The organism is Corynebacterium drakensteinense, assembly GCF_041224285.1.
Classification (GTDB): domain Bacteria; phylum Actinomycetota; class Actinomycetes; order Mycobacteriales; family Mycobacteriaceae; genus Corynebacterium.
The window spans coordinates 129833-154041 of record NZ_JAXOFP010000002.1 but is presented as its reverse complement, the minus strand read 5'-3'; the positions used below and the strand labels follow the sequence as shown (position 1 = coordinate 154041).

Annotated in this window: 22 protein-coding genes; 20 read left to right on the top strand and 2 right to left on the bottom strand. The window is 55.8% G+C overall.

Annotated features, from left to right (window positions below):
- Window positions 1-105 precede the first annotated feature (105 nt).
- The 18 genes from dapA to U1140_RS02035 all read left to right on the top strand — a co-directional run bounded on the left by dapA (window position 106) and on the right by U1140_RS02035 (window position 19466).
- On the top strand, window positions 106-1014 hold the full coding sequence (gene dapA / locus U1140_RS02120) for a 4-hydroxy-tetrahydrodipicolinate synthase (protein WP_369845794.1): 909 nt from the start codon (window positions 106-108) through the stop codon (window positions 1012-1014).
- A complete protein-coding gene (locus tag U1140_RS02115) occupies window positions 1015-3219 on the top strand; it encodes a ribonuclease J (protein WP_369845792.1) in 2205 nt (734 codons plus the stop codon).
- Between the two features lie 99 nt (window positions 3220-3318).
- Window positions 3319-3945: a TIGR03085 family metal-binding protein gene (locus U1140_RS02110; RefSeq protein ID WP_369845791.1), complete on the top strand. Its 627-nt coding sequence runs from the start codon at window positions 3319-3321 to the stop codon at window positions 3943-3945.
- Window positions 3946-4031: 86 nt separating this feature from the next.
- Entirely contained in the window at window positions 4032-7421 is a 3390-nt protein-coding gene (locus tag U1140_RS02105; protein ID WP_459076882.1) for an FtsK/SpoIIIE family DNA translocase, read from the top strand.
- A gap of 222 nt (window positions 7422-7643) precedes the next feature.
- Window positions 7644-8660: a TerC family protein gene (locus tag U1140_RS02100; RefSeq protein WP_369845790.1), complete on the top strand. Its 1017-nt coding sequence runs from the start codon at window positions 7644-7646 to the stop codon at window positions 8658-8660.
- A 36-nt stretch (window positions 8661-8696) separates the two neighbouring features.
- Window positions 8697-9257: a CDP-diacylglycerol--glycerol-3-phosphate 3-phosphatidyltransferase gene (gene pgsA / locus U1140_RS02095; protein WP_369845789.1), complete on the top strand. Its 561-nt coding sequence runs from the start codon at window positions 8697-8699 to the stop codon at window positions 9255-9257.
- 17 nt (window positions 9258-9274) lie between these two features.
- Complete coding sequence (locus U1140_RS02090) at window positions 9275-9754, top strand: CinA family protein (protein ID WP_369845788.1); 480 nt, start codon at window positions 9275-9277, stop codon at window positions 9752-9754.
- A 156-nt stretch (window positions 9755-9910) separates the two neighbouring features.
- On the top strand, window positions 9911-10285 hold the full coding sequence (locus U1140_RS02085) for a helix-turn-helix domain-containing protein (RefSeq protein WP_369845787.1): 375 nt from the start codon (window positions 9911-9913) through the stop codon (window positions 10283-10285).
- 155 nt (window positions 10286-10440) lie between these two features.
- Entirely contained in the window at window positions 10441-11316 is an 876-nt protein-coding gene (locus U1140_RS02080; protein WP_369845786.1) for a PspA/IM30 family protein, read from the top strand.
- A gap of 39 nt (window positions 11317-11355) precedes the next feature.
- Window positions 11356-11571 carry a DUF3046 domain-containing protein gene (locus tag U1140_RS02075; RefSeq protein WP_369845785.1) on the top strand — a complete coding sequence of 72 codons (216 nt, stop codon included), beginning with the start codon at window positions 11356-11358 and terminating at the stop codon, window positions 11569-11571.
- 202 nt (window positions 11572-11773) lie between these two features.
- On the top strand, window positions 11774-11896 hold the full coding sequence (locus U1140_RS02070; RefSeq protein WP_369845784.1) for a hypothetical protein: 123 nt from the start codon (window positions 11774-11776) through the stop codon (window positions 11894-11896).
- Between the two features lie 23 nt (window positions 11897-11919).
- Entirely contained in the window at window positions 11920-13071 is a 1152-nt protein-coding gene (gene recA, locus U1140_RS02065) for a recombinase RecA (RefSeq protein ID WP_369845783.1), read from the top strand.
- Window positions 13055-13702, top strand: a complete 648-nt coding sequence (locus tag U1140_RS02060; protein ID WP_369845903.1) for a regulatory protein RecX — start codon at window positions 13055-13057, stop codon at window positions 13700-13702. Before recA ends, U1140_RS02060 begins: the two co-directional genes overlap by 17 nt.
- Window positions 13703-13883: 181 nt before the next feature.
- A complete protein-coding gene (locus tag U1140_RS02055; RefSeq protein WP_369845782.1) occupies window positions 13884-14981 on the top strand; it encodes a quaternary amine ABC transporter ATP-binding protein in 1098 nt (365 codons plus the stop codon).
- A gap of 5 nt (window positions 14982-14986) precedes the next feature.
- Entirely contained in the window at window positions 14987-15904 is a 918-nt protein-coding gene (locus tag U1140_RS02050; RefSeq protein ID WP_369845781.1) for an ABC transporter permease, read from the top strand.
- Window positions 15905-16103: 199 nt separating this feature from the next.
- The gene (locus U1140_RS02045; protein WP_369845780.1) at window positions 16104-17006 is read left to right on the top strand and encodes a glycine betaine ABC transporter substrate-binding protein; all 903 of its coding nucleotides are present in this window, start codon (window positions 16104-16106) and stop codon (window positions 17004-17006) included.
- 60 nt (window positions 17007-17066) lie between these two features.
- Window positions 17067-18683: a tRNA (N6-isopentenyl adenosine(37)-C2)-methylthiotransferase MiaB gene (gene miaB, locus U1140_RS02040; protein ID WP_465246418.1), complete on the top strand. Its 1617-nt coding sequence runs from the start codon at window positions 17067-17069 to the stop codon at window positions 18681-18683.
- 117 nt (window positions 18684-18800) lie between these two features.
- Complete coding sequence (locus tag U1140_RS02035) at window positions 18801-19466, top strand: Rv2732c family membrane protein (RefSeq protein WP_369845779.1); 666 nt, start codon at window positions 18801-18803, stop codon at window positions 19464-19466.
- Window positions 19467-19570: 104 nt separating this feature from the next.
- On the opposite strand, the gene U1140_RS02030 is transcribed toward U1140_RS02035, so the two are convergent.
- Entirely contained in the window at window positions 19571-20851 is a 1281-nt protein-coding gene (locus U1140_RS02030; protein ID WP_369845778.1) for a GNAT family acetyltransferase, read from the bottom strand.
- Between the two features lie 17 nt (window positions 20852-20868).
- Window positions 20869-22230: a DUF349 domain-containing protein gene (locus U1140_RS02025; protein ID WP_369845777.1), complete on the bottom strand. Its 1362-nt coding sequence runs from the start codon at window positions 22228-22230 to the stop codon at window positions 20869-20871.
- Window positions 22231-22414: 184 nt separating this feature from the next.
- Here U1140_RS02025 and U1140_RS02020 point away from each other — a divergent pair, with 184 nt between their 5' ends.
- Entirely contained in the window at window positions 22415-23200 is a 786-nt protein-coding gene (locus tag U1140_RS02020; protein ID WP_369845776.1) for a hypothetical protein, read from the top strand.
- Between the two features lie 8 nt (window positions 23201-23208).
- Window positions 23209-24189: a tRNA (adenosine(37)-N6)-dimethylallyltransferase MiaA gene (gene miaA / locus U1140_RS02015; RefSeq protein WP_369845775.1), complete on the top strand. Its 981-nt coding sequence runs from the start codon at window positions 23209-23211 to the stop codon at window positions 24187-24189.
- Window positions 24190-24209 lie beyond the last annotated feature (20 nt).

Sequence of the window (24209 nt, the reverse complement as noted above, 5' to 3'; positions counted from 1 at the left end):
CTGCTTTTTCGGGCCTTAGCTTTTTCGTCCATGCCCGCTGTAGAGAACAGGCGATACGCGTGCCGGTTGTCAGTTGAGCATGATTAACGGGTAACCTAGACCAGCATGAGCACAGGTTTGACAGTCAAGACCGGAGTCGAGACATTCGGTAGCGTTAGTGTCGCCATGGTCACGCCGTTCGACAAGGATGGCGCCGTGGATTTTCCCGCTGCCCGAAAGCTAGCCGCTCATCTGGTGGATAATGGACTAGATGCCCTCGTGGTCTCTGGTACCACCGGTGAGTCGCCCACCACGACGGTGGAAGAAAAGCTCGAGCTCATCAAGGCCGTCAAAAATGAGGTCGGTGATCGCGCCAAGATTATGGCGGGCGTCGGCACGAACAATACGGCAACGACCATTGACCTTGCCCAGCAGTCCGCAGCGGCTGGGGCAGATTCGTTGTTGGTGGTTACCCCGTATTACTCCAAGCCGAGCCAACAAGGCCTCATCGCTCATTACACTGCGGTTGCGCAGGCAACAGACCTGCCAATCAGTCTGTATGACATTCCTGGCCGCTCGGGGATCCCAGTGGAGTCGAGCACGATCGCGAAACTCGCTGAGTTGCCCACAATTCAAGCCGTCAAAGACGCAAAAGGCGATTTACACGCCGCTTGCAATCTCATGCAAGAAACTGGTTTGGCCTGGTACTCGGGTGATGACCCGGCGAACCTACCATGGCTTTCCGTTGGGGCCAGTGGCTTTATCTCGGTGATCGGGCATGCCGCACCGAAGGCATTGCGTGAGCTTTATGATGCGTATGACAACGGAGATCTCGCCCGCGCGCGAGAGATCCACACAACTGTATTAACACCACTCATTCAGGCGCAGCAGCGTCTGGGGGGTGCAAATTTTGCTAAAGCAGCCCTGCGCGAACAGGGCATTGAAGTAGGCGAACCGCGGCTACCACTTGCTCCGCTTGACGACGAGCAGGTAGCCGGGTTGCGCCGTGATTTGGACCAAGCTGGAGTCTTATAGATGACTGAATCTCGTTCACGTTCCCGGAAAGTTTCTCGCAAAGCGGGGCCTCCGGAGGACGCTGCAACCGTATCGCAATCGTTGTCGCAATCGAATAACGCTGCTGATACTGCCCCGAATCCATCGTTCAAGCCGCCGGAGGCGAATCCGCAATCGGCAGGATCGGGCAAGAACCAAAACCAACAGAAGTCGAACAAGCCTGAGAAACAGGCCAAGTCCGACAACGCGGATAATTCGAATAAATCGAATAACAAAAAATCCGCAAACAACTCTGGTAACAATAACGATGCCAACAACGGCGGTGGGTCCGGACGTGGTCGCCGCGGATCCCGCGGACGTTCTGGCCGGGGACGCGGTGGTAACAACAACCACGGCAATAACCAGGGAAACAACCAGGGAGGCGGCAAAAACCACGGTAATAACCGTGGGCGCCGCAACGTTCCCAAGTCGATGCAGGGTGCTGACCTGACTAAACGCTTGCCAGAGCCACCACAAGCGCCGAAAAACACCCTGCGCATGTACGCCTTGGGCGGTATTTCAGAAATCGGCCGCAACATGACCGTGTTCGAATACGACAGCAAGTTGTTGATCATCGACTGCGGCGTGCTGTTCCCGTCGTCAGGTGAGCCTGGCGTTGATCTGATTTTGCCGGACTTTGGTCCGATTGAGAAGAAGATCGACAAAGTTGAGGCGCTGGTTGTTACCCACGCCCACGAAGACCACATTGGCGCAATTCCATGGCTGTTGAAGCTGCGTCCGGATATCCCAATCGTGGCTTCGAAGTTCACCTTGGCGTTGATCGCAGCAAAGACCAAAGAGCACCGGCAAAAGCCGAAGATGATCGAGGTCAACGAGAAATCCGACGTAAGCTACGGTCCGTTCCGCTGTCGATTCTGGGCTGTGAATCACTCGATTCCCGATGCTTTGGGCATCATGCTGAATACCCCAGCTGGATCGATTATTCACACCGGTGACATCAAGCTGGACCAGACACCGTTGGACAATCGCCCAACTGACCTTCCGGCACTGTCGCGTTATGGCGATGAGGGCGTAGACCTGATGCTCTGCGATTCCACCAACGCAACCGTCCCAGGCGTGTCGGCAACTGAAGCAGATATCGCGCCGACATTGAAGCGTATCGTGCAGTCCGCGAAAAACCGCGTCATCGTTGCCTCCTTCGCATCAAACGTCTACCGCGTGCAGGCAGCCATCGATGCAGCCGTGGCTTCGCACCGCAAGGTGGCATTCAACGGTCGGTCTATGCTGCGCAACATGGAAATTGCCGAGAAGATGGGATACCTGAGCGTGCCGAAGGGCACGATCATCCCAATCGAAGAAGCGTCCAAGATGGCACCGCACAAGACCATGCTCATCACCACCGGTACACAGGGTGAGCCGATGGCTGCGCTGTCGCGGATGGCGCGTCGCGAGCACCGGCAAATCACCGTGCGTGCTGGCGACTTGATCATCTTGTCGTCGTCATTGATCCCAGGCAACGAAGAAGCTGTGTTCGGCGTGATCAACATGCTGTCGCAGATCGGTGCCGAACTGATCACCAACGCAGACGCGAAGGTGCACTCATCTGGCCACGGATACGCTGGTGAGCTGCTATTTTTGTACAATGCTGCGCGTCCGAAAAATGCCTGGCCGGTACACGGCGAATGGCGCCACCTGCGCGCCAACAAAGAATTGGCCATTTCTACCGGTGTGCCAAGTGAGCGCGTAATGCTTGCACAAAACGGCGTCGTGATTGATTTGGCGAACGGCAAGGCTGAAGTTGTCGGCCAGATGACCGTCGGTAATCTCTACGTCGATGGTGTGAACATGGGCAATGTCGATGCCGATACGCTTGCAGATCGTACGAGCCTGGGCGCTGGCGGCGTTGTATCAATCACCTGCGTGGTGGATAACCGTACTTCGCAGCTGCTGGAGACCCCACGCGTAGAAACCACCGGTTTTGCCGAGGATGATCGCGCGTTGATCCCGCAGGTTGTCGAATTGGTAGACAAGACGATGAATGATCTTGCCGCCGAAGGCGAAAACGACACCTACCGCATGGTGCAAAAATTGCGACGCAAGGTGTCACGGTTCATCGAAAACAATTGGAAGCGCGAACCAGTTATTTTGCCGACCGTGGTTCCGATGGCCTCAGAGATCGAGATTATTGATGATGAAGAACTCGATAACACTCGTGAATCTGTTTAGATGACAGCTGGTAGCTGATCCACACACTGATGCTGTCACCGTCGTTCGGTGAGCAGCGAGCATCCGTCGAAGGCATGGCATCCGGGGTAGCCTGGGGCCATGTCTTTTGCTAATTCTGAACGCCACGGTCTTGCCGATCTTTTGCTCGAGTGTGGACCGGACGCCCCAACACTATGCGAAGGGTGGACCACGGCTGATCTTGCGGTGCACTTGTGGGTGCGTGAACACCGCCCCGATGCGATCGTCGGGATGGTGGCATCGCCAGTAGCCGGGCACTTGGAAGCTGTGAGCAAGAAAGTCAAGGCACAGGACTATTATCAACTGGTAGAGAAATGGCGAGCTGGGCCACCAAAGCTATCGCCTTTCGGTCTACTGGATGCGAAAATCAACCTGACTGAGAATTTTGTGCATCACGAAGATGTGCGCCGAGCCGGAAGCGACTGGGACGTACGTGAGGTCGATGCCCAGGCCATTGCAGGATTTCGTAAGGCTTTGCCGACGTTAGCGAAGGTGTTTTTGCGGAAATCGCGTGTGCCGGTGGTGCTCAATCCACATGGGTTGACACCGGTTACCGTAGGCGGCACTCGCGGCGTCGTCGAACGTGGCGATGACGTCGTACGCGTATCAGGTGCGGTGGGAGAGTTGATCTTGTGGGTATTTGGCCGCAGTGCTGTCGACGTCACTATCGACGGCGACCAGTCAAAAATTATTCAATCTAGCCTCTAGGCTTGACTAACAGTTATGTAAGTTAATTCTTGCCGACCGGTGTGGCGCTTGTGAATTAGTCGTGTTGAGGTATTAGTCTATGGGGCATGTCTGTGAAGTCCACTAGCCCCCGCAATACTCGAAGCGGCGGAGAGCGCAAGAAGTCACGCGCTAACTCCACTCGTCCGGCATCGCCAACCCGCACCGGCCGTACGCCGGGTGCATCGACGGCAGCAAAGCGGTCCACGGGCAAAGCATCCACCAAAGCTAGTGGCAGCAAAACAGCTAACAATTCCACGACCGCGATGGAGGCTGTGCAGCCAGAAACCACCATGTTCGGTTCTGCTAACCGTGCTGCCAACACCTCACATGAACGCACCGGCAGTGCTTTCAAAGCTGTCGGTTCGGGGATCAGTGCAGCTTTTTCGAAAACTACTCAGGCACTGAAAAGTTTCGGAAATATTGGGCAAGCTGATGACCCAGACGATGAGTACGACGATTTTGCTGACTTCGATGACGCAACCGACACCAGCGAGGCCGTCGATGTTGACGAAGCCGAAGCAAAGAACAGGTCAAAAACTTCCCGGAAATCACGTTCTACAGCGTTCACAAATGGTGGACTAGACGATGACCTCTATGCAGAGGACGCACCGGTGCGGCTATCTCACAAGAAACGTAGCGAGGCGCAGACAGCGGAACCAGTCGACCAAGGAAGCGTGACAGAGAAAGTAGCCGGTCCGTCGGCACGTTCCGATGCCATCGCATTGTTGTTGATTGCCCTGGCCATCGTGCTCGGTGCTTCGGTGTGGCTGGATATCGCTGGTTTTATTGGCCGTGGCATCGCCACCGCGACCCATGCGGTGCTGGGCGCAGGTGCTTTTATAATCCCGGTGGCATTGGTGGTCGCGGCAACAGCGTTGTTTTCCGGGCAGCGCGTAGCTGTAGAAAACCGGCTGCGCGTGGCCGCTGGTACCGGGTTGATTATTGTCTCCATGTTGGGGCTAATTCACCTGTTTTCGGGTGCCCCGGATGCGTGGGCAGAACGATTCGTTGCCGGCGGTGCGCTTGGTGCGTGGACCGGCGGAGCTTTGGCTGCAGGCTTTAGCCCGTATGTTGCAATCCCGCTACTGCTGTTGCTCATCATTTACGGTGCGCTGAAAATTACCGGCATTACGGTCAAGGAACTGGTTGCTTATCTGCGCAGTGTCGCCAAAGGTGATCTCAGAACGGACAAAGACTCGGAGCTCGTTACCGAGGACGAGGCTGCCGATACCTACGGATACGTCGATGATGAGATCGACGCAATTGCTGCTGGAGAACCGCGGACTCCGCGTCGGCGAACCCCTCTGCGCACCGCTCCAGCTACGCGCTCGGTATCGCGGTTCGGGCGCGCAACCGGACAGCCAGCGGGGACTGCATCAAGCAGGGTGCACGATGCTTCGGATTCCGAACACACCGAGGTCTTACGTAGCAGCGGTGCCGGACCACGAGAAGAGCAGCCGCCGATTCCTGGCGGCACTGTGGCCGGTGCGCCATCGGCCAGCGATACTGACGAAATCCCAGTAGTCGAGCCTGTATCAAGCAATGCTGGTGCGGGTAGCCACTCCACAACGGCCACGCCGAACACGCGAGATATCGAGAAGACAGAAGTCCTGTCCGATAAGCCCGCTGATGCAGTGGAACAAAGCCGAGCTAACTTGGAAAGCACCAAGGCTTCGCGAGTGCAGCAGCCGACCCCACAGACCGTGCAACCACCACAGCCGCGGCAGACTCCAGAAGGATCCCCGGACGCGAATCCTCGTCCGGCACAACGGGCATCGTCAGCTGCTGAGCCCGAGGTGCTCGATGCTGAGTTAGTAAGTGCGTCTGCTGCCGCGGATGATTCGACTGCACCGGTGGCAGAATATGCGATCCCGTCGCCGGGATTATTAGAGCCTGGCCGTGCGCCGAAGACGCGGACGGAAATGAACGATCGCACCATTGAAGCTATCGACGCTTGCTTTGCGGAATTCAAGGTTGACGCGCAAGTGACGGGCTTTACCCGTGGTCCGACAGTCACGCGCTACATTGTCGAGCTCGGCCCCGGTGTGAAGGTCAGCAAAATCACGAATCTGCAGTCCAACTTGGCTTATGCAGTCGCGACCGGCAATGTGCGGATTTTGGCGCCGATTCCAGGCAAATCTGCAGTGGGTATTGAAGTGCCGAACTCCGACCGCGAGATCGTGCGCTTGCGTGATGTCTTAGAATCCGAAGCTATTGCAGGCGATACAGATCCAACCCTGGTTGGTTTGGGCAAGGACATCGAAGGCGAATTCATCTCCTCGTCCATCCAAAAGATGCCGCATCTGTTGGTCGCTGGTTCGACTGGTTCCGGTAAATCGGCGTTCGTGAACGCTATGTTGGTCTCGCTATTGACGCGTGCGACTCCGGATGACGTGCGCTTGATTTTGGTTGACCCGAAGATGGTGGAGCTGACTCCATATGAAGGTATTCCGCACCTGATCACCCCGATTATTACGCAACCCAAAAAAGCCGCGGCGGCGTTGCAGTGGTTGGTTGAAGAAATGGAACAGCGTTACCAAGACATGCGCTCGGCTAGGGTGCGCCACATCAAGGACTTCAACCACAAGGTGCGCACCGGGCAAGTGCAGGCTCCAGCGGGTTCAGAGCGAGTCATGGAACCGTACCCGTTCATTGTGTGCGTTGTCGACGAGCTGGCAGACCTGATGATGACAGCACCGAAAGAAATCGAGGAATCGATCGTGCGCATCACCCAGAAAGCCCGCGCTGCCGGGATCCATTTGGTCTTGGCGACGCAACGTCCGTCTGTCGACGTGGTTACTGGCTTGATCAAGACAAACGTTCCATCGCGCTTGGCTTTCGCAACGTCGTCGTCGACGGACTCCCGCGTGATTCTGGACCAAGTTGGTGCAGAATCTTTGATCGGCATGGGCGATGGACTGTTCATCCCGCAAGGCGGTCGTCCGTTGCGTATGCAAGGTGCATTTGTCTCCGATGACGAGGTTTACGCGGTCGTGGAAGCAGCTAAGGCGCAAGGCGAACCAGATTACACCGAGGGCGTTACCGAAGATAAGCAAGCCGAGGCGAAAAAAGCCATTGATGACGACATCGGCAAGGACATGGACGATTTGCTCGAAGCCGTCGAGTTGGTTGTTACTTCTGGCTTGGGATCGACGTCGATGTTGCAGCGGAAATTGCGCATTGGTTTTGCCAAAGCCGGTCGACTCATGGACTTGATGGAAACGCGTGGCATCGTCGGCCCGTCGGAAGGCTCGAAAGCACGTGAAGTATTGACAAAACCCGAAGAATTGGACACCACTATTTGGATGATTAAGGGCGCAGATCCTGCCGAAGCTCCACAGGAGGTGCTTGATGCGGAAGCACAGCAAGGCCAAGCAGATGGTAGTGGCGGGGCAGAAGCAGGAGCACCGCAGGTGAGCAAAGCGACGCATAATCCAACCTCACAAGCGTTTTAATCCTCAATCCCAAATTTGCGCTAAACTAGTGCGCAGTCCATGGAGGGGAGTATCCTCAACGCGACAGTAATCGTCAACACGGTGTTAACAGCCATTGCTGCACCCGGTTCTGTCGGCCGCCAAACAGTCTCTTGCCACTCGTTGCTTCTGCGCTGGGGTGTGCGTGTTGTGCTGATGGCGGCAGGAGAGACCTCTGGTCGATCAATATACTGACCGGAGGTCATGGTGGGAGTACCACTTTTTATTTGGCTGATTACGATTGCAGTCATCGCAGGATTTTTTATCTTCGACTTTTATAGCCACGTGCGCACTCCACATGCGCCGACGCTGAAGGAAGCTGGACTTTGGTCCGCATTCTATATCTGCCTTGCGCTGGTATTTGGTGTCATCGTATGGCTCGGCTGGGATGCGCAACACGGTATTGAATACTTCACCGGCTACGTGACAGAAAAAGCGTTGTCCATCGACAATCTCTTTGTTTTCGCCTTAATCATTGGCGCATTCCAAGTGCCACGTGAATATCAACAAAAAGTATTGTTGATCGGTATCGTTTTGGCCCTGATATTCCGCCTGATTTTCATCTTGGCTGGTTCAGCGCTGATTTCCGCATGGTCGGATATCTTTTATGTTTTCGCTGTTTTCTTGTTGTATGTCGCGATCAAGTTGGTTGTTGATGAGTTCCGGGACAAACCAGAAAAGCACCCGAACGACATGCTGGTCATCAAAATGATCCGCAAAGTTATGCCGGTGACGAAGGACTACGAAGGCGACAAACTCGTGGTGCGGAAATCCGGAAAACTGGCGGTCACGCCACTATTGGTCGCCTTGCTCGCGATCGGCTTCATCGATGTGATGTTCGCCTTCGACTCTATTCCAGCGATTTATGGCATCACCACCGAGGCTTATTTGGTTTTCGCCGCGAACGCCTTCTCATTGATGGGCTTGCGACAGCTGTATTTCCTCCTCGACGGATTGCTGGATCGATTGATTTACCTGGCCTATGGTCTCGGCGTCATTCTCGGGTTCATTGGGATCAAGCTGCTGTTGCATGCGCTGCACGAAAATAACCTGCCGTTCATCAACGGTGGAGAAAACATAGCAGTGCCGGAGATCTCAACTGTCGGATCGCTGGTTTTCATCGTTGCCACGTTGGCCGTGACGGTAATTGCTTCGGTAATTAAGTCGCGGAGGGACATTGCACAGGGAGCTATCGATACCCGTCAACGCCCGGGGGCCTAAGCCTGTGCGGAAAATTAACGCGGTAGAATTAAAGGCGTGAGTACACCTGCTGCGACGCCGTCCAACCTGAATCTACCGAACATTCTCACGAGTTTGCGGATCGCTTTCATTCCGGTTTTTGTGTGGCTTGTTCTTGCAGGCGGAGGCACGGAAACCGGCTGGATGTGGGCTGCGTTTCTGGTCTTTGCCGCGCTGATGATCACCGATAAACTCGACGGTGATATCGCCCGCGCACGGGGACTGGTCACCAATTTCGGTAAAATCGCCGACCCGATCGCCGACAAAGCCTTAATGACAGCGGCGCTGGTGAGCTTAAACATTATCGGCATGCTGCCCGTGTGGATCACCGTGGTCATTTTGGTACGGGAATTTGGCATTACCTTGTGGCGAATGGCATTACTGCGCCGCGGCAAGATCGTTCCGGCTAGCAAAGGTGGCAAGCTGAAGACTGCGCTGCAATCACTAGCTGTGGCCTTGTATCTGTGTCCATTGCCGGAATGGTTCGGTATTCCTATTTTTGTGGTTATGCTGGCAGCCGTCGTTGTGACACTGTGGACGGGTTTTGCCTATCTGCGTGATTCGCATCGGGAAAACTAACGTCGGGAAAATTGACAATGACAGATGTTCATATGCTCATAGATCTGCTCACACATCGTGGGCAGACATTAGCTACGTGTGAGTCATTGACTGCAGGGGCAGTTGCAGCCCGTTGTGCTGATGTGCCTGGTGCTTCTGCGGTGTTGCGCGGTGGATTAGTAACGTATTCTGCAGAGCTGAAGACTTCTTTAGCGGGCGTTGATGCACAGTTGATCGCAGACTATGGCGTTGTATCAGCAGAATGTGCAGCGGCGATGGCGCACGGTGCGCGCACCGTGTGTTCCAGTGATTGGGCAGTGGCACTCACCGGGGTAGCAGGCCCTGGCCCGGCAGATGGTCATGCCGCTGGTGATGTTTATATTGCCGTCGCAGGCCCTACAGCAGGAAGTGTACAGACCCGTTTATATCAATGGCCTGGCTGCGATCGTGCTGATGTTCGGCAGAAATCAATTGCAGCGGCGTTATTTTTGCTGCATGAAATCGTAATCGACTCCTAATCACACATATTTCGTTGAGCAGCCGGGCTAATATAGCTTATATTTTCGAAAAAGATCAAGAATGTGCTCGTCGATGTGCAGAGCCGTTGTATACTTGCCAAAGATCCCACGGCGTTGGTGGGAACAAAATTCGAACTCGAAACGTTGGATGTAGTGATGGCAACTCAATCAGTAGTACTCGACACTCCTATTATCACGGGGGAAACCACTGCGTACCACGAGCGTTTGGTGCAGCCAGAACCACTGTTGCGCCAAGCGCTCGGGCTTGCGTTGCGCGCATATCGTGCGGATAAGGGTGTGACATTACGCGAATTAGCACGCGCTGCGCGAGTTTCTCCGGGATATATTTCAGAGCTGGAACGAGGGCGTAAAGAAGTCTCGTCTGAGCTGTTGGCATCGGTATGCCATGCTCTTAATGCGACCGTTGCAGACGTCCTTATTGAGGCTGCGGGCAACATGGCAATGACTTCTGTGGACCAGGAACTCGCGGAGACGTCGCCGGCGGCTGCGGAGCCTGCGTCGCAAAGCTAATTTTTGCAATGGCTCAAAGTTCGCTGCAATCGGCGAGCAGATTTTCTTCAACAGCGAGAAGTTAAGCTCGATTCTGGATGCAATTGCATCCACTAATCCCACTACGACGATCATCATTAGATTCGACACGCATACAGGAAGGCACCGTTAATAGCATGGCTAATCCGTTTAGCAAAGCATGGAAATATTTCATGGCACTGTTTGACTCGAAAATTGACGAGCATGCAGACCCTAAGGTGCAAATTGAGCAGGCGATTAGCGATGCTAAGCGGCAGCACCAGGAGCTTTCCCAGCAGGCTGCGGCGGTGATTGGTAATCAGCGCCAATTAGAGATGCAGCTGAATCGTCGACTTAACGAAGTGGAAAAGCTGCAGTCGAACACTAAACAGGCTCTCGAATTGTCCGACAAGGCGCGCAGCGAGGGCGACGAACGCAAGGCTGTGGAATACGAGAACGCCGCAGAGGCATTCGCTGCACAATTGGTGACTGCCGAGCAGTCGGTTGAAGAAACCAAAGAATTGCACGACCAGGCTCTTAAGCAGGCAGATCAGGCCAAGCAGGCGGTTGAACGCAATAATATGCAACTGCAAGAAAAGGTTCAGCAACGTTCCAAGCTGCTGAGCCAACTTGAGCAGGCGAAGATGCAGGAGAAGGTTTCAGAGTCGCTGAATTCCATGAATTCATTGACCAACGATTCCTCACCATCGCTCGATAGTGTTCGCGATAAGATTGAACAACGTTATTCGCGCGCGCTTGGCCAAGCGGAGCTGGCCGAGAATTCGGTGCAAAACCGCATGCATGAAGTAAAGCAATCGGGTATCCAAATGGCTGGTCACTCCCGGTTGCAGCAAATTCGTGCAGAAATGAGCGGAAACCAATCGTCGCACTCTGCGGTGTCCCAAGGCCAGTCCGCAGGACAGAAGCAAGTCGGCCCGGGTTCGCAATCGAATTCGCAAGCAGACCAACAGGCACAACCACAAGTTTCCGAGGACGAGATCGCCAAGCGCATGAGAGAACTGCGCGGGGAATAGTCTGCGGTTATTCAAGAATCGTCGCGAGGTAGTTGAGTTATGCGATTGACGGAATTTAGCAGGCTGCTAAACGATGAGTTTGGAGAAACGCAAGCGAAGTGGATCGCGCACTCACATGTGTTGACCGGGCGCGAAGCAACTGCCGACGAACTCATCGCTGCAGGGGTGGACCCTGCAGCGGTATGGGACGGAATTATGCAAGATTTTCGTATTCCCGAAGAGCGCCGACTAGGCAAAGACAACCCTGGCTGGTAACAATTGCTCAGCGCTCACGCCGGTACACACCATTCGGAACCAAAGGGGCTGAAGGTTTGGGGTTATGCGGCGTTTAGGATTGGTGCAGTGAACGTCTGACTGGGAACCATTCGGTGAGTAATGCAGTCTAATAATTTTGTCGCTCGCGTGGCACTCATGCACATCGGGCATTGAGCATGGTGACAAAGGCGATCACGTGATCATGAAAGCCAACTCGGTGACGGATGTTGTTGAGCTCACACCAGTAGCGAAAATGCCAGCGGCGACAATGACTGCAGTGACAATGACTTCGGCGATGATGACTGAAGTGACATGGCAGCGATAACAAAAACAGCAGGAAGTAGATAAATGGCAGCAAAAAAGAAAACCACGAGCAAAAAGACCGAAACGTCTGGTGCAGACCGGCAAAAGGCACTCGATGCCGCAATGGCCATGATCGAGAAAGACTACGGCAAAGGCGCCGTGATGCGCCTGGGCGATGATGATCGCCCTCCAATCCAAGCCATTTCGTCCGGTAATACCGCTATCGACGTGGCGCTGGGCATTGGCGGATTCCCGCGTGGTCGTGTCGTAGAAATTTATGGCCCGGAGTCATCCGGTAAAACTACCGTGACCCTACATGCCATTGCAGAAGCGCAAAAGGCCGGCGGCATTGCTGCATTCATTGACGCCGAGCACGCGCTCGATCCAGAATATGCACGCCTGCTGGGCGTCGATACTGACAACTTGTTGGTATCGCAGCCAGATACCGGTGAACAAGCTCTGGAAATTGCTGATATGTTGGTGCGTTCCGGCGCCATCGATATTATCGTCGTGGACTCGGTCGCAGCCCTGACACCGAAGGCTGAAATCGAAGGTGAGATGGGCGATAGCCACGTCGGCCTGCAAGCTCGCCTGATGTCGCAAGCATTGCGTAAGATGACCGGTGCCTTGTACAACTCCGGCACCACGGCTATCTTCATTAACCAGCTGCGCGAGAAGATCGGCGTCATGTTCGGTTCGCCAGAAACCACGACCGGTGGTAAAGCGCTGAAGTTCTATTCTTCAGTGCGCTGCGATATTCGCCGTATCCAAACCTTGAAAGATGGGCAAGACTCGATCGGTAACCGCACCAAGATTAAGATCGTGAAGAACAAGGTCTCTCCACCATTTAAGGTCGCGGAATTCGACATCATGTATGGCGAGGGTATCTCTCGTGAATCATCGATCATCGACCTTGCTGTGGAAAACAACATCGTCAAGAAATCTGGTTCGTGGTTCACCTATGAAGGCGAGCAGCTTGGACAAGGTAAAGAAAAGGTACGCCAATTCTTGAAGTCGAACCCTGAGCTGAGCGATGAGCTGGAGCAAAAAATCTTCCAGAAGCTTGGCATCGGCAAATACGCTGCGAAGAAAAATGAAGGTGAAAACCTAGACGTTCCCGGTTCCGATACACCTTTGAGCGAAAAGGCTGATCCACACGGAGATGCAAACCCGGACTTCGATGACTCCGAAGAATAATCATGGGGCGGGGCAGCACCCTGCTGACTCGCATTCCACCCCGGAAAAGATTGAGAAACTTCGCGATGCGATCGCTGCTTATACTGCCGAGAGTGCTGATGGCTCAGCGTTTATCGATCACGAATTAGAACAAGCTAAAGCCCCGGTGCGTAAAAAAGCACTGGGCTTGCTGAACTACCGTGCGCGGTCCACGCAAGAGCTGCGGGGAAAGCTGCGAGACGCAGAATTTGATGTGGACCTCATCGATGAAGTCATTGCCGATCTGGAACGCAGCGACCTCCTCGACGACGAGGCTTTCGCCCACGAATGGGTCTATCAACGCCATCATCGGCGAGGCAAGACTCGGTTGGTGCTCGATCATGAACTCGCGGATAAAGGCATCTCACCTGCGATTCGTGCCCAAGCTTTGGACCAGATCGACGATGACGATGAAGCCGAACTCGCGCAGGCGCTCGCGGAAAAGAAAGCCCGGAAAGTCAAGCGGATTGGCAGCCGCGCCGACTATGACAAAGAACTCCGCAAAATCGTTGGAGTGCTTGCCCGTCGGGGGTTCGGGCACGGAATGGCACTAAAAATTGCGCGGCAAGCACTAGATGCACAATGCACGGAGCTTGGAATCCAGATTCCGTAATTATAACCTCTGCGTTCATCAACGGCACGGTGTCAACGCAGAGGTAGCGCAACTGGGAAAATGATGGCAAGCTGGATTTTTAATGATAGAAATTTAGGCGACGATGAAATCGTGACTAAAAAGCTCCTATACGTGGGCATTTTCTGCGCACAGTTTTCATTAAACTTAGAGGAGAACCTTAGTGACTGGAATTTCTGCCAGCGGATTATACAAAGTCTTCGGCAAAAATCCGCAGCGAGGCGTAGAAGCACTCAAAAGCGGAACAAGCCGTGATGAGTTGCGTGAACAAGGAATGACGGCTGCGGTCATCGACGCCAGCTTTGACATCACCCCGGGCGAAGTATTCGTCGTCATGGGCTTATCCGGTAGTGGTAAATCCACGTTGATCCGCATGGTCAACGGCCTGCACCCCGCGACCGCAGGCGAACTGCGCCTAGACGGACGGCTGATAACGGATATGTCCGAATCCGAGCTGCGGGCAGTTCGGCGGAACAATATCTCCATGGTCTTTCAAAACTTTGCGTTGTTGCCACACCGCAGCGTGGGAGAAAACGCTGCATACGGGTTGAGCATCAAAGGCGTGAATAAAGCCGAACGCGAAGCAAAAGCTCAGGAAGCTTTACGCATGGTTGGTTTGGAAGGGTGGGCGCACTATCGCCCCGATGAGCTTTCGGGCGGTATGAAACAACGCGTTGGTCTTGCTCGAGCACTCGCCAACGATACCGATATTTTATTGATGGACGAGGCATTTTCTGCCCTGGATCCGTTGATCAGGAAAGAAATGCAAGATCACTTGATGAACTTGCAACAAGAACTGGGCAAAACCGTTTTGTTCATCACTCACGATCTGAATGAAGCGATGCGCATCGGCGATCGTATCGCCATGATGCGTGATGGGCGTATCGAGCAAATCGGTACCGCAGGCGAAATCCTGCGCACACCCGCCAACGACTACGTCGCGCAATTTATCCAAGACATTGACCGCACACGCGTATTAGTGGCAGGCGATATTTGTACCTCACCTGATGTTTCGCTCCAACAGCGCGCCCACGACGCAGCAGCGGCGGCGGATACTGACCCCGGCACCGCAGGGATCACGGTGGCAGCTGACACGCCGATCGGGCAGTTATTTGCTCGCTCGGCACACAGCGAGCAGCCGCTCGTCGTCAAGAATGATAGCGGCGAGATTCAAGGCATTATTACACGCGAAAACCTGCTGGCAGCAGCCGCAAGCGATGCGCAGGAATCGAACCAAGCGAGTGAAGAAGGTGGACACTAATGGCCATGAGTGAGGAATTGATTCCACGCATTCCGCTGGGGGCTTGGGGCGATGAAGTCCTGATGTGGCTGCGGGAAAATGCTTCGATTATCTTCGACGTGTTTTCTACCATCACGCGGTTTCTGGTGGAAGGGCTTGCTGATGGTCTCAAAGCGATACCGGCGTTCGTGCTGTTGCTGATCTTTGCCTTGGCCGGGTGGCTATTTCGCTCGTGGCGTCTGGCGCTTGGTGTCGGACTTACCTTCTTGCTGGTGATGGGAATGCGCCAGTGGGAGCAAATGCTCGATACGATGGCGTTGGTGATCATAGCCACCCTGGTGGCAGTGGTGATTGCGATCCCGGTCGGAATCTGGGCTGCGAAAAACGACCGCGTTTCTGCTGTGGTTCGCCCTATCCTTGACTTCATGCAAACCATGCCGGCGTTCGTCTACCTGTTACCGGCGGTGATGTTCTTTTCCATCGGTGTAGTCCCTGGTACTTTCTCGACAATCATTTTCGCGCTCGCACCCGGAGTGCGCATGACAGAACTGGGCATACGCCACGTCGATGCCGAAACCGTGGAAGCAGGGCGGTCCTACGGTGCAACCGACCGGCAAATTCTGCGGGGCATTGAACTGCCGTTGGCGTTGCCGTCAATTATGGCTGGTATCAACCAAATCATCATGCTGTCGCTGTCGATGGCGGTGATTGCAGGCATGGTCGGTGCCGATGGCCTCGGAAAAGAAGTCGTTGCCGCGATTTCCACGCTCAACCTTGCGCAAGGACTGGAGGCCGGATTGGCAGTTGTCATTCTCGCGGTCTTTTTGGATCGCCTCACAGCCGCGCTTGGTAACCCTGCCGATTATCCGTCGTCATTGCTGGCACTCTGGCGGAAAAACCGGCGCGATAAACAGAATGCCGGCGCACAGCGAGCTACCGCTTAAGCATTAGCCCCAGCCTACGCGGTGCACACAGATCACCGTAAACACTCACGGAGCACAAGTAGTGGTTACGGAAAATTTCATACCGACATATTTTCTTGTACACGTGCTTGATTATTAGTTCTCACCCGCAACCTAGCTACGTAGTTACAACGCCTAACGCGTATTTGGTTACAGCGGGAGAGACAGAAAGGGAATACCCATGATGAACCGCAAAATTATAGCAGGACTTGGAGCTAGTGCACTCGCACTCACCCTCGCCGCATGTTCCGATGATTCCGGGGACACTGCCGCCAGCGGTGAGGCAGATGCGACCATCACGCTTGGATACCTGCCATCCTGGCCAGACGGACTATCGACCGCGTATTTGCTTGAGCACTTTTTAGAAGAGGCCGGCTACGAAGTCGAGCACGAGGACATGAGCGAAGCCGGTGTGCTCTACACCGCCTTGTCTAACGGCGACGTTGATATGTACCCATCCGCCTGGCCGGAAAAGACCCACGACCAGTACATGCAGCAGTACTCGGACAACATCGAAGATCTGGGCTCGTACTACGACAACGCCGAACTCACCCTCGCGGTGCCGGACTACGTCGAAGGCGTCGACACCATCGAGGATTTGAAAGGTCAAGCAGGCCGCTTTGGTGGTCGCATCGTCGGAATCGAACCTTCCGCAGGCTTGACCGAGCAAACCCAAAACACCGCGATGCCTGCTTACGATTTGGATGACGAATACGATCTGGCCACGTCGTCGACCCCTGCAATGCTCGCAGAGCTTGACGACGCTATCCAGAACAAGGAGGACATCGTCGTTACGCTGTGGCGCCCACACTTCGCCAACCACGTCTTCCCAATTCGTGACCTAGAAGATCCAGACAAGGTCATGGGCGAAGCTGAATCGTTGCACTGGTTGGCTCGTTCTGGCTTTACCGAAGACTACCCAGAACTTGCCGAGTGGTTTGAGCAGTTGAGTATGACCGATGAAGAATACGGTGCACTCGAAGACCTGGTCGTTAATGAATTCGACGGTGACGAAGACAAAGCAATCGAGGCATGGCTGGAGCAATACCCAGATGTGATTCCAGCTGCGCCGAAGCGAAACTAAGCTAATTTTGCCGTCGTTATGAACTCACGCCGCTCATTACTACAATGACAACCCGTGAGCATGCGCAACGAAAACAGGGAAAACACCACCGAAATCCGGGAATCAGCATTGGATGTCACCACCGGCAGCGTCGGCGACTCCACTGCTGAGCGCCCGCGGACCTATGAGGTCCGCACTTTTGGCTGCCAAATGAATGTGCATGACTCGGAGCGTTTGGCTGGCCTTCTGGAAGATGCTGGCTACGTGTCAGCGGCTGAATACGGTGGCGACGGCGGAAACGGACAACCAGGAGCCCGCGATGGCGCTGACCAGCAGTCGGTAGAACCGGACCTCATCGTGTTCAATACCTGCGCGGTGCGTGAAAACGCTGACCAGCGCTTGTACGGCACCCTCGGTAACCTGAAAAAGACTAAGCAGAACCATCCGGGCATGCAGATTGCCGTTGGTGGATGCTTGGCGCAAAAAGATAAAGATGCTGTCCTGGACAACGCACCCTGGGTCGATGCGGTATTCGGCACGCACAACATGGGATCGTTGCCTACGCTGCTCGAACGTGCACGCCACAACGAGGAAGCGCAGGTAGAAATCGTAGATGCGTTGGAAGAGTTTCCTTCCGTGCTGCCCGCAAAACGCGAATCTGCATATTCTGGCTGGGTATCGATCTCAGTAGGGTGTAACAATACCTGCACGTTTTGCATCGTGCCGTCGTTGCGCGGCAAAGAAATCGACCGCCGCCCAGGAGACATTCTCGCGGAGGTTAAAGCGCTCGTTGAACAAGGCGTCAGCGAGGTTACGTTGCTGGGCCAAAACGTCAATGCCTATGGCGTGAATTTCGTCGATCCGGATCTCGCGCGGGATCGCAGCGCCTTTTCCAAACTGCTGGCAGCGTGTGCGCAGATTGAGGGACTTGACCGGTTGCGGTTTACTAGCCCACACCCGGCAGAATTTACCAGCGACGTCATCGATGTGATGGCACAATACCCAGTGATCTGCCCCCAGCTGCACATGCCACTGCAATCGGGTTCGGACAAGGTGCTCAAAGACATGCGCCGGTCGTATCGCACCAAAAAATTCATGAAAATCGTCGACGAGGCACGCGAGAAAATTCCCGGTGCGGCGATCACCACCGATATCATCGTGGGATTCCCCGGCGAAACGGAAGAAGATTTTCAAGGCACGATGGACATCGTCAAGCGTGCCCGTTTTTCGTCTGCCTTTACTTTCCAATATTCACCACGCCCCGGTACCCCCGCCGCGGAGATGGAACAACAGGTTCCGAAAGAAGTTGTGCAAGATCGCTTCGAACGCTTGGTGGCGCTGCAGGACGAGATCATGCTAGAAGACAACCGGGCGCTTGTCGGCAGTGAAGTCGAGTTGCTCGTCCAAGCTGGTGGTGGGCGCAAAAATGCCAAGACTAACCGCCTGTCGGGGCGTGCCCGTGACGGCCGCTTAGTGCACTTTGACCCACGTGGCAATCTTGATGGAGAAATTCGCCCTGGTGATGTCGTGGTCACGACCGTGACAGCGGCGAAACCATATTTCTTGATCGCCGACGGCGGGGTCAGCCACCACCGCCGCACCAAAGCCGGAGACATGTCGAGTGCGGGGAAAACGCCGAGCACCGCACCGGTTGGTGTGAGCTTGGGCTTGCCGACGGTGGCAGCACGCAACAATTAGTAGGCAGTAATTGTTGCGCTGTAAATAGTGCACTGCAATGACGGGCTTGTGCAGAACAAACCGGGCCACAACCCGGGCCACAACAACGAGTACAGTAAGGCTATTACCATCGGGTCTATGAATTCTTCGCCATCGTCGCAACCAGCGCAGACGAATACCCAACCCTCGGCGGCTGAATCAGCCGCAGCCGAGAAACGTGCAGCCCGCACCATGTCGTTGGGTAAGGCCGTCTACCCGTTGGCCACTGCCGTTTTGGCATACCTGGCCTATCTGATCCTCCCGCACGCAGGGGCCGCTCGTGGCTACGAAGTACTGCTGGGAACCAGTGACATCACGACCATGATCGAACAGGTCTATGCGGTATTGCTCACAGTAGGAATCGGCATCGCAACCACCATCGTGCTGGTGACACGCTATGCTCCGGCAGGTTTAGTCGGTTGGATGTGTGTGACGGTCGCGCTGCCGTATTCGTTGTTTTCACTGTGGGTGCGCCATACTGGCCCGCAAGACGGCGCGAGTACGCCGAATTCCATCGGCATGTATATCGGAATAGTTGGGGTGGTGTGCGCATTCGCTGCTTATTGCAACGTGGCTCTCAAACGCAATCCACAACAACAGGCAGCAGCGGATCGGCGTGCTGATTCGACAACCGTCGACGATATCGCGCAGCTGCAGCGAGAATCCGGCATGGAAATTCAACACACAGATTATGATTCCAATCCGTTGTTCGTCGATGATCGGCGTCGACGGGCGGGGTCCCGCACTCAGCGCAAAGCACAGTAAGCAAGCTGCGAACTAGGCTTAAAGCTTGAACTCTCACCCCCTACGGTGCGGCCACACTGGCCCATTGACTACACGGCCATACTGACCACACTGACCGGGGCGCATTATTTTTCTGTGCCAGCCGGCAGCAGGCGCTTTTCCCAGGTCGAACTGCAGCTTAGCTCGGTCGCCTGCAGTCTGCGATAAATCGCCCGCATATACCCAGGTTGTTCGGGGATCGAACCGTAGACTCGCTCTACGCTGGGCCAATGCTCGTGCATGGTGCGCAGCGCCTGAGTTTTCACCGTGGTCGCCAACCCCTGATGACGATGGCTGCGGCCCGTGACTGTCAACGTCCATTCTGCGACCGTCGGATCGGCCCCACGATGGCGGGCGATTTCTGTCAACGCACAAATCTCATCGTTGTGCTTGTCGACGAGCGCAACCAGCAAGGTGGTGCCGTCGCGTGCGCGCAATCGTTGTGCAGCGTGGGCCATTCGGGTAGGTGTCCATTCAATGGGCTCGAGTTCTAATTCACCGCTGGGAACGTCGACAGAAGCAACCGTGAGCAATTCACGCACTTGTGCGGCGTAAGCCTCGGGGATGTCATAATCACACCAAGTGTCAAGGCGGTAGCCGTGCTTAGCTGGAAAGGCTTCTGTTGTGTCTGTGTCCGTTGCAGAAGCTGTAGTTGCCGTCGACGGCGTAGTAGCGCGTGGGGTAAAGGCCTGGATGTGCCCTACAGAGCGGAGGTAACCGGCTGCGACAATGGCCGCATGAAACGGATCGGCGCTGACAGGGTACGCGGATCCGTGATGCAGCGTGACCTGCGCTCGCCCGCGTCCGAGCCGGGTGGCGATTTTTTCGGCTTCCGCCACGAGCATCGCGGTCACCGTGTGCGTTGCCTCGCTGGCTGGGGAACCTGGTAGGGGCAGTAGATCAAGGTCAAGGACGCATTCGATCTCAGCGATGTCCGTATCTTCCAACAGCGGCAATGTCAGGTGTATGAATCCGGCGAAGGATGGCTCGCCGCCCGGCCACGCGTGCCCCTTGATCCCGGAATGCTGTGGGTTTTCGGTGGAGCTGATTAACGGGTAGCCCAGCTCGGAGACTTCACCGATTGCAGCGGAATCACACAGCGCAAAAAGATAGGTCGCAGATTCCGCTGAGCCAGCGAGCTGCGAAACCACCCGCTCTGGTGCGGCGGATGCGGCGGGGTCCTGTGTTGCATCCTGGGCAGCGACATTGGCAGCAAGAACGAATTCGCGAATCTCGTCGCTGGGCGCTCGGTGTTGTGCAGTTCCAGCCCGTTGCCTGTTGTCTACTGATGGCCCGCCTGCACTGGGAGTACCGGCTGCGGTTGTGGGCTCGGAATGCAGCGGTGTCGCATATTGCACGAAATCCATGGGCGAGAAAAACTAGCCTAATCCTGCGATTGTGCGGCCATGCGAATCCAGTCTTGCCATTGTTGGGCCTGCTCGCGCAACGACTGCGCCTGCGCTGTCTTGCCGGCCGACTCAGCCGATTCGGCCTGCGCCAACAAGTCATCAACCTTCGCCTGGAATTGCGCTACCCGAGCTTGCGCTTCCGGGTCTGTGCGCTTCCACTCGGCATCTTCGGCCTCGGAGACTCGTGCTTCGATCGCAGCAATCTTGTCTTCATATTCTCGTACCTGTCCGCGCGGAACGAAACCGATTTCTTCCCATTTTTCTTGCAGTTCCCGGAGTTTTTCTCGCGCAGGCGCGATACCTTTAGACGGATCAATGAGCGCGTCATAACTCGCCAAAAGCTCATCCTTGCGTGCGGCGTTTTCGGCAAATTCTTCATCCTTGGCGGCTTGTTCGGCATCGCGGGCAGCGAAAAAGTGGTCTTGTGCGCCACGGAACCGCGCCCATAGAGCGTCGTCGGCGCCGCGGGGAGCCCGTCCAGCTGCTTTCCACTCTCTCATCAAATCCCGGTAGGCACCGGCTGTGCGTGACCAATCTGTGGAGTTTTGCAAGGCCTCAGCTTTTTCCACCAGCGCTTCTTTTGTCTTTTGTGCCTGGGCGCGTTGTTTATCCAACTCGGCGAAATGTGCCCCACGACGCCGGTGGAAAGCATCACGGGCGCGTGAAAACCGCTTCCACAACTCGTCGTCAGTCGTGCGGTCTAGGCCCTTAATCGACTTCCATTCTTGCAACATCGCCCGCAGCCGGTCACCGGAGGCTTTCCATTCGGTGGAATGTTCCGCGATCTGCTCGGCTTCTTCCAGCAACGTGGACTTCGCCGAGTGCGCATCAGCAGCGCGTTGTTCTTGATCCCGACGCGCCTGCTCTGCGGCATCGTCGCAGCGATTGATGATTTCCCGGAGCCGTCGTTCCAGTGCTGGAAGATCTCCCACCACGGCTGCTTCTGCAAGCCCGGCGCGCTGGTTTTCGGCGGAACGCGCGATATCGGCAGCATCCTGCGGGTGTGCGCGTAGACGGGTCTCCAAAACCTCGGCCTGGGTGGCGAGCTCATCAAATTTCGCACCGAAGTGCGCCAATCCCTCGTCGTGGCTACCTGCCTGCCAAGAACCCACTACGCGCTTGTCTCCACTGAGCACACTAGTCAGGTACACCGAGCCGTCGTCGGCGATATATCCGTGTTCACTGGGAATAGAAGCAATCGGTGCAGAAACCGGTACCGGAGTTGGCGTAGAAGCAGCCATACCTGTTGTGTACGTGGCTGTGTCTGGGGCCTTCGGGCGTGGACCCGGCTTTGGCATGGAGGCGGGGGAAGGGCTAGGGGTGTGCTGCTGTGTCATTGTTGCTCGTCCTCGAAGCTGCTTGTCCTTTCACTCAAACTTACCCGTCTGGTTTCTGTAGTGTCATACGGGGCCAGCTTCGTGGACGATGTCATACGGGGCCAGCTTCGTGGGCGATGTTTCCGACTGCTGTTGTTAGTCGTTGATACCGAGTTAGCTCACGGGAGCCGTTAGGCTTGTAGCCGTGAGCACGAAACCTTCGACACACCGAACACCCGCAGTGCAGTGCCGAATCTGCGTGGTGCCAACGAGTCCCGCGCTGGTCACAGAGCTATCACCAGCAGATACCGCGAGCGCGCACATTCTCCATGCGGTACGCGATATTCTCCGCCAGCTTGTCGACGATTGCGCGCCTAGTCAACAACCCGTGACCGAAATCGTGTTGCTTGGCTCGCAAGCGCAGGACTGGCGCACTGAGCATCGGGGTAGTTTGCGTGCGTGGGGGGCTAACAGTATTCAGCTTGCCGACGGCTACTATCTAGCTGAACTTGTCATGCGCTACCTCTGCGGCGACTATGAGCCATTGATCAGTGCCAGTTACTCTAGTTTCGCCGAGTTGGAATCGCATCCGGTGCAGCCGGGCACGTTGGTGCTGCTGGGCATCGATGGCAGCGCAGGCCTGGGCCCGCGGGCGCCGCTGGCAGAACTTGCACACGCGCCACAGGCGGATCGCTGGGCACGCTGGTTGTTAGGCGACGACGAATCGTCGACCGATGCCGGTGGTGCGCCCAATACGCAGCTGCCAGCACTACCACGTAGCCAACAGCTCCACGATGCGGGCATCTGGGAACCAGCCCTGTGGCTTGAACTTGCGCAGTTGAATGCGCGCGGCGATCTTGCTGACATGCAGCTTCGCCATGTCGATACCAGCCATGGGGTGGCCCGCTATATCGCTACGGGCCTGCTGGCAACCAGGCCAGCTAGCGCTGGGGCCGAGTCCGACGTAGCAGACCCAACCGCAGCCGAGTGAGAGAAACCATGACAATAAACCACTCGCAGCCAATATCTTTCGGTGCACCGTGCGCAACGACGTCAGGATCACCCCAACACGATGGCAGCAACCGAGTGCCCATCGCGGTGGTTGGGCCTACCGGGGCAGGCAAATCAGACCTTGGGCTGGCATTGGCCCATCACCTTGACGGCGAAGTGGTCAACGTCGATTCCATGCAGCTCTACCGTGGCATGGACATCGGCACCGCCAAACTTAGCGTCGAAGAGCGCGAAGGAATCCCGCACCACCAGCTCGACGTGCTCTCCGTGACCGATACCGCATCCGTGGCTGCCTACCAACAAGCCGCCGTCGCCGATGTCAACGACATTCTTTCTCGCGGGAAAACACCAGTTATCGTCGGCGGGTCCATGATGTATGCGCAAGCGCTGCTCGATGAATGGCAGTTCCCACCCACGCAACGCGAGGTGCGCGAAAAATACTATGCCCGCCAAGAAGAGATCGGAACCCAGGCGCTCCACCGCGAACTAGCCTCGGTGGATCCAGAAGCCGCGAACATTATCGAGGAAAATGATCCCCGCCGCATCGTGCGCGCCCTGGAAGTTATCGAACTCACCGGTCAACCATTTCGCGCCAGCCAACCCGATAAGACTGCCGCCTACCGCTGGCATGCCCGCGTATTCGGCCTCCGAGCAGAAACTGACTGGTACGCCGAACGCATTCGTTTGCGCACCCGGACAATGTTCCAGCAGGGGCTTGTCGACGAAGTCCGCGAGCTGCTCCAGCACGGCCTGGTTGCAGATTCCACCGCCGGACGAGCAATAGGCTATGCACAAGTCCTCGCGCATTTCGCCGGCCAGCTCAATCTGGAAGAAGCCGAAGAAAAAACCTTGATCGCCACTCGCCAATACGCACGCCGCCAACGGTCGTGGTTCCGCCGCGATAAACGCATCACGTGGCTCGATGCTGCAGACAAGCCCTTCGAGCAAGCACTACAGCACCTGCGCTGAGCGCAATAGCACGCACAGTT

Bases quoted from the DNA above. Each gene is read 5' to 3' on its own strand.
- U1140_RS02110 (WP_369845791.1), top strand. From the start codon at position 3,319: ATGTCTTTTGCTAATTCTGAACGCCACGGTCTTGCCGATCTTTTGCTC.
- recA (WP_369845783.1), top strand. From the start codon at position 11,920: ATGGCAGCAAAAAAGAAAACCACGAGCAAAAAGACCGAAACGTCTGGT.
- dapA (WP_369845794.1), top strand. From the start codon at position 106: ATGAGCACAGGTTTGACAGTCAAGACCGGAGTCGAGACATTCGGTAGC.
- U1140_RS02105 (WP_459076882.1), top strand. From the start codon at position 4,032: ATGTCTGTGAAGTCCACTAGCCCCCGCAATACTCGAAGCGGCGGAGAG.
- U1140_RS02035 (WP_369845779.1), top strand. From the start codon at position 18,801: ATGAATTCTTCGCCATCGTCGCAACCAGCGCAGACGAATACCCAACCC.
- miaB (WP_465246418.1), top strand. From the start codon at position 17,067: ATGCGCAACGAAAACAGGGAAAACACCACCGAAATCCGGGAATCAGCA.
- miaA (WP_369845775.1), top strand. From the start codon at position 23,209: ATGACAATAAACCACTCGCAGCCAATATCTTTCGGTGCACCGTGCGCA.
- U1140_RS02025 (WP_369845777.1), bottom strand. From the start codon at position 22,230: ATGACACAGCAGCACACCCCTAGCCCTTCCCCCGCCTCCATGCCAAAG.
- U1140_RS02045 (WP_369845780.1), top strand. From the start codon at position 16,104: ATGATGAACCGCAAAATTATAGCAGGACTTGGAGCTAGTGCACTCGCA.
- U1140_RS02075 (WP_369845785.1), top strand. From the start codon at position 11,356: ATGCGATTGACGGAATTTAGCAGGCTGCTAAACGATGAGTTTGGAGAA.
- U1140_RS02085 (WP_369845787.1), top strand. From the start codon at position 9,911: ATGGCAACTCAATCAGTAGTACTCGACACTCCTATTATCACGGGGGAA.
- U1140_RS02090 (WP_369845788.1), top strand. From the start codon at position 9,275: ATGACAGATGTTCATATGCTCATAGATCTGCTCACACATCGTGGGCAG.
- U1140_RS02060 (WP_369845903.1), top strand. From the start codon at position 13,055: ATGACTCCGAAGAATAATCATGGGGCGGGGCAGCACCCTGCTGACTCG.
- U1140_RS02070 (WP_369845784.1), top strand. From the start codon at position 11,774: ATGAAAGCCAACTCGGTGACGGATGTTGTTGAGCTCACACCAGTAGCG.
- U1140_RS02115 (WP_369845792.1), top strand. From the start codon at position 1,015: ATGACTGAATCTCGTTCACGTTCCCGGAAAGTTTCTCGCAAAGCGGGG.
- U1140_RS02080 (WP_369845786.1), top strand. From the start codon at position 10,441: ATGGCTAATCCGTTTAGCAAAGCATGGAAATATTTCATGGCACTGTTT.
- U1140_RS02030 (WP_369845778.1), bottom strand. From the start codon at position 20,851: ATGGATTTCGTGCAATATGCGACACCGCTGCATTCCGAGCCCACAACC.
- U1140_RS02100 (WP_369845790.1), top strand. From the start codon at position 7,644: ATGGTGGGAGTACCACTTTTTATTTGGCTGATTACGATTGCAGTCATC.
- U1140_RS02050 (WP_369845781.1), top strand. From the start codon at position 14,987: ATGAGTGAGGAATTGATTCCACGCATTCCGCTGGGGGCTTGGGGCGAT.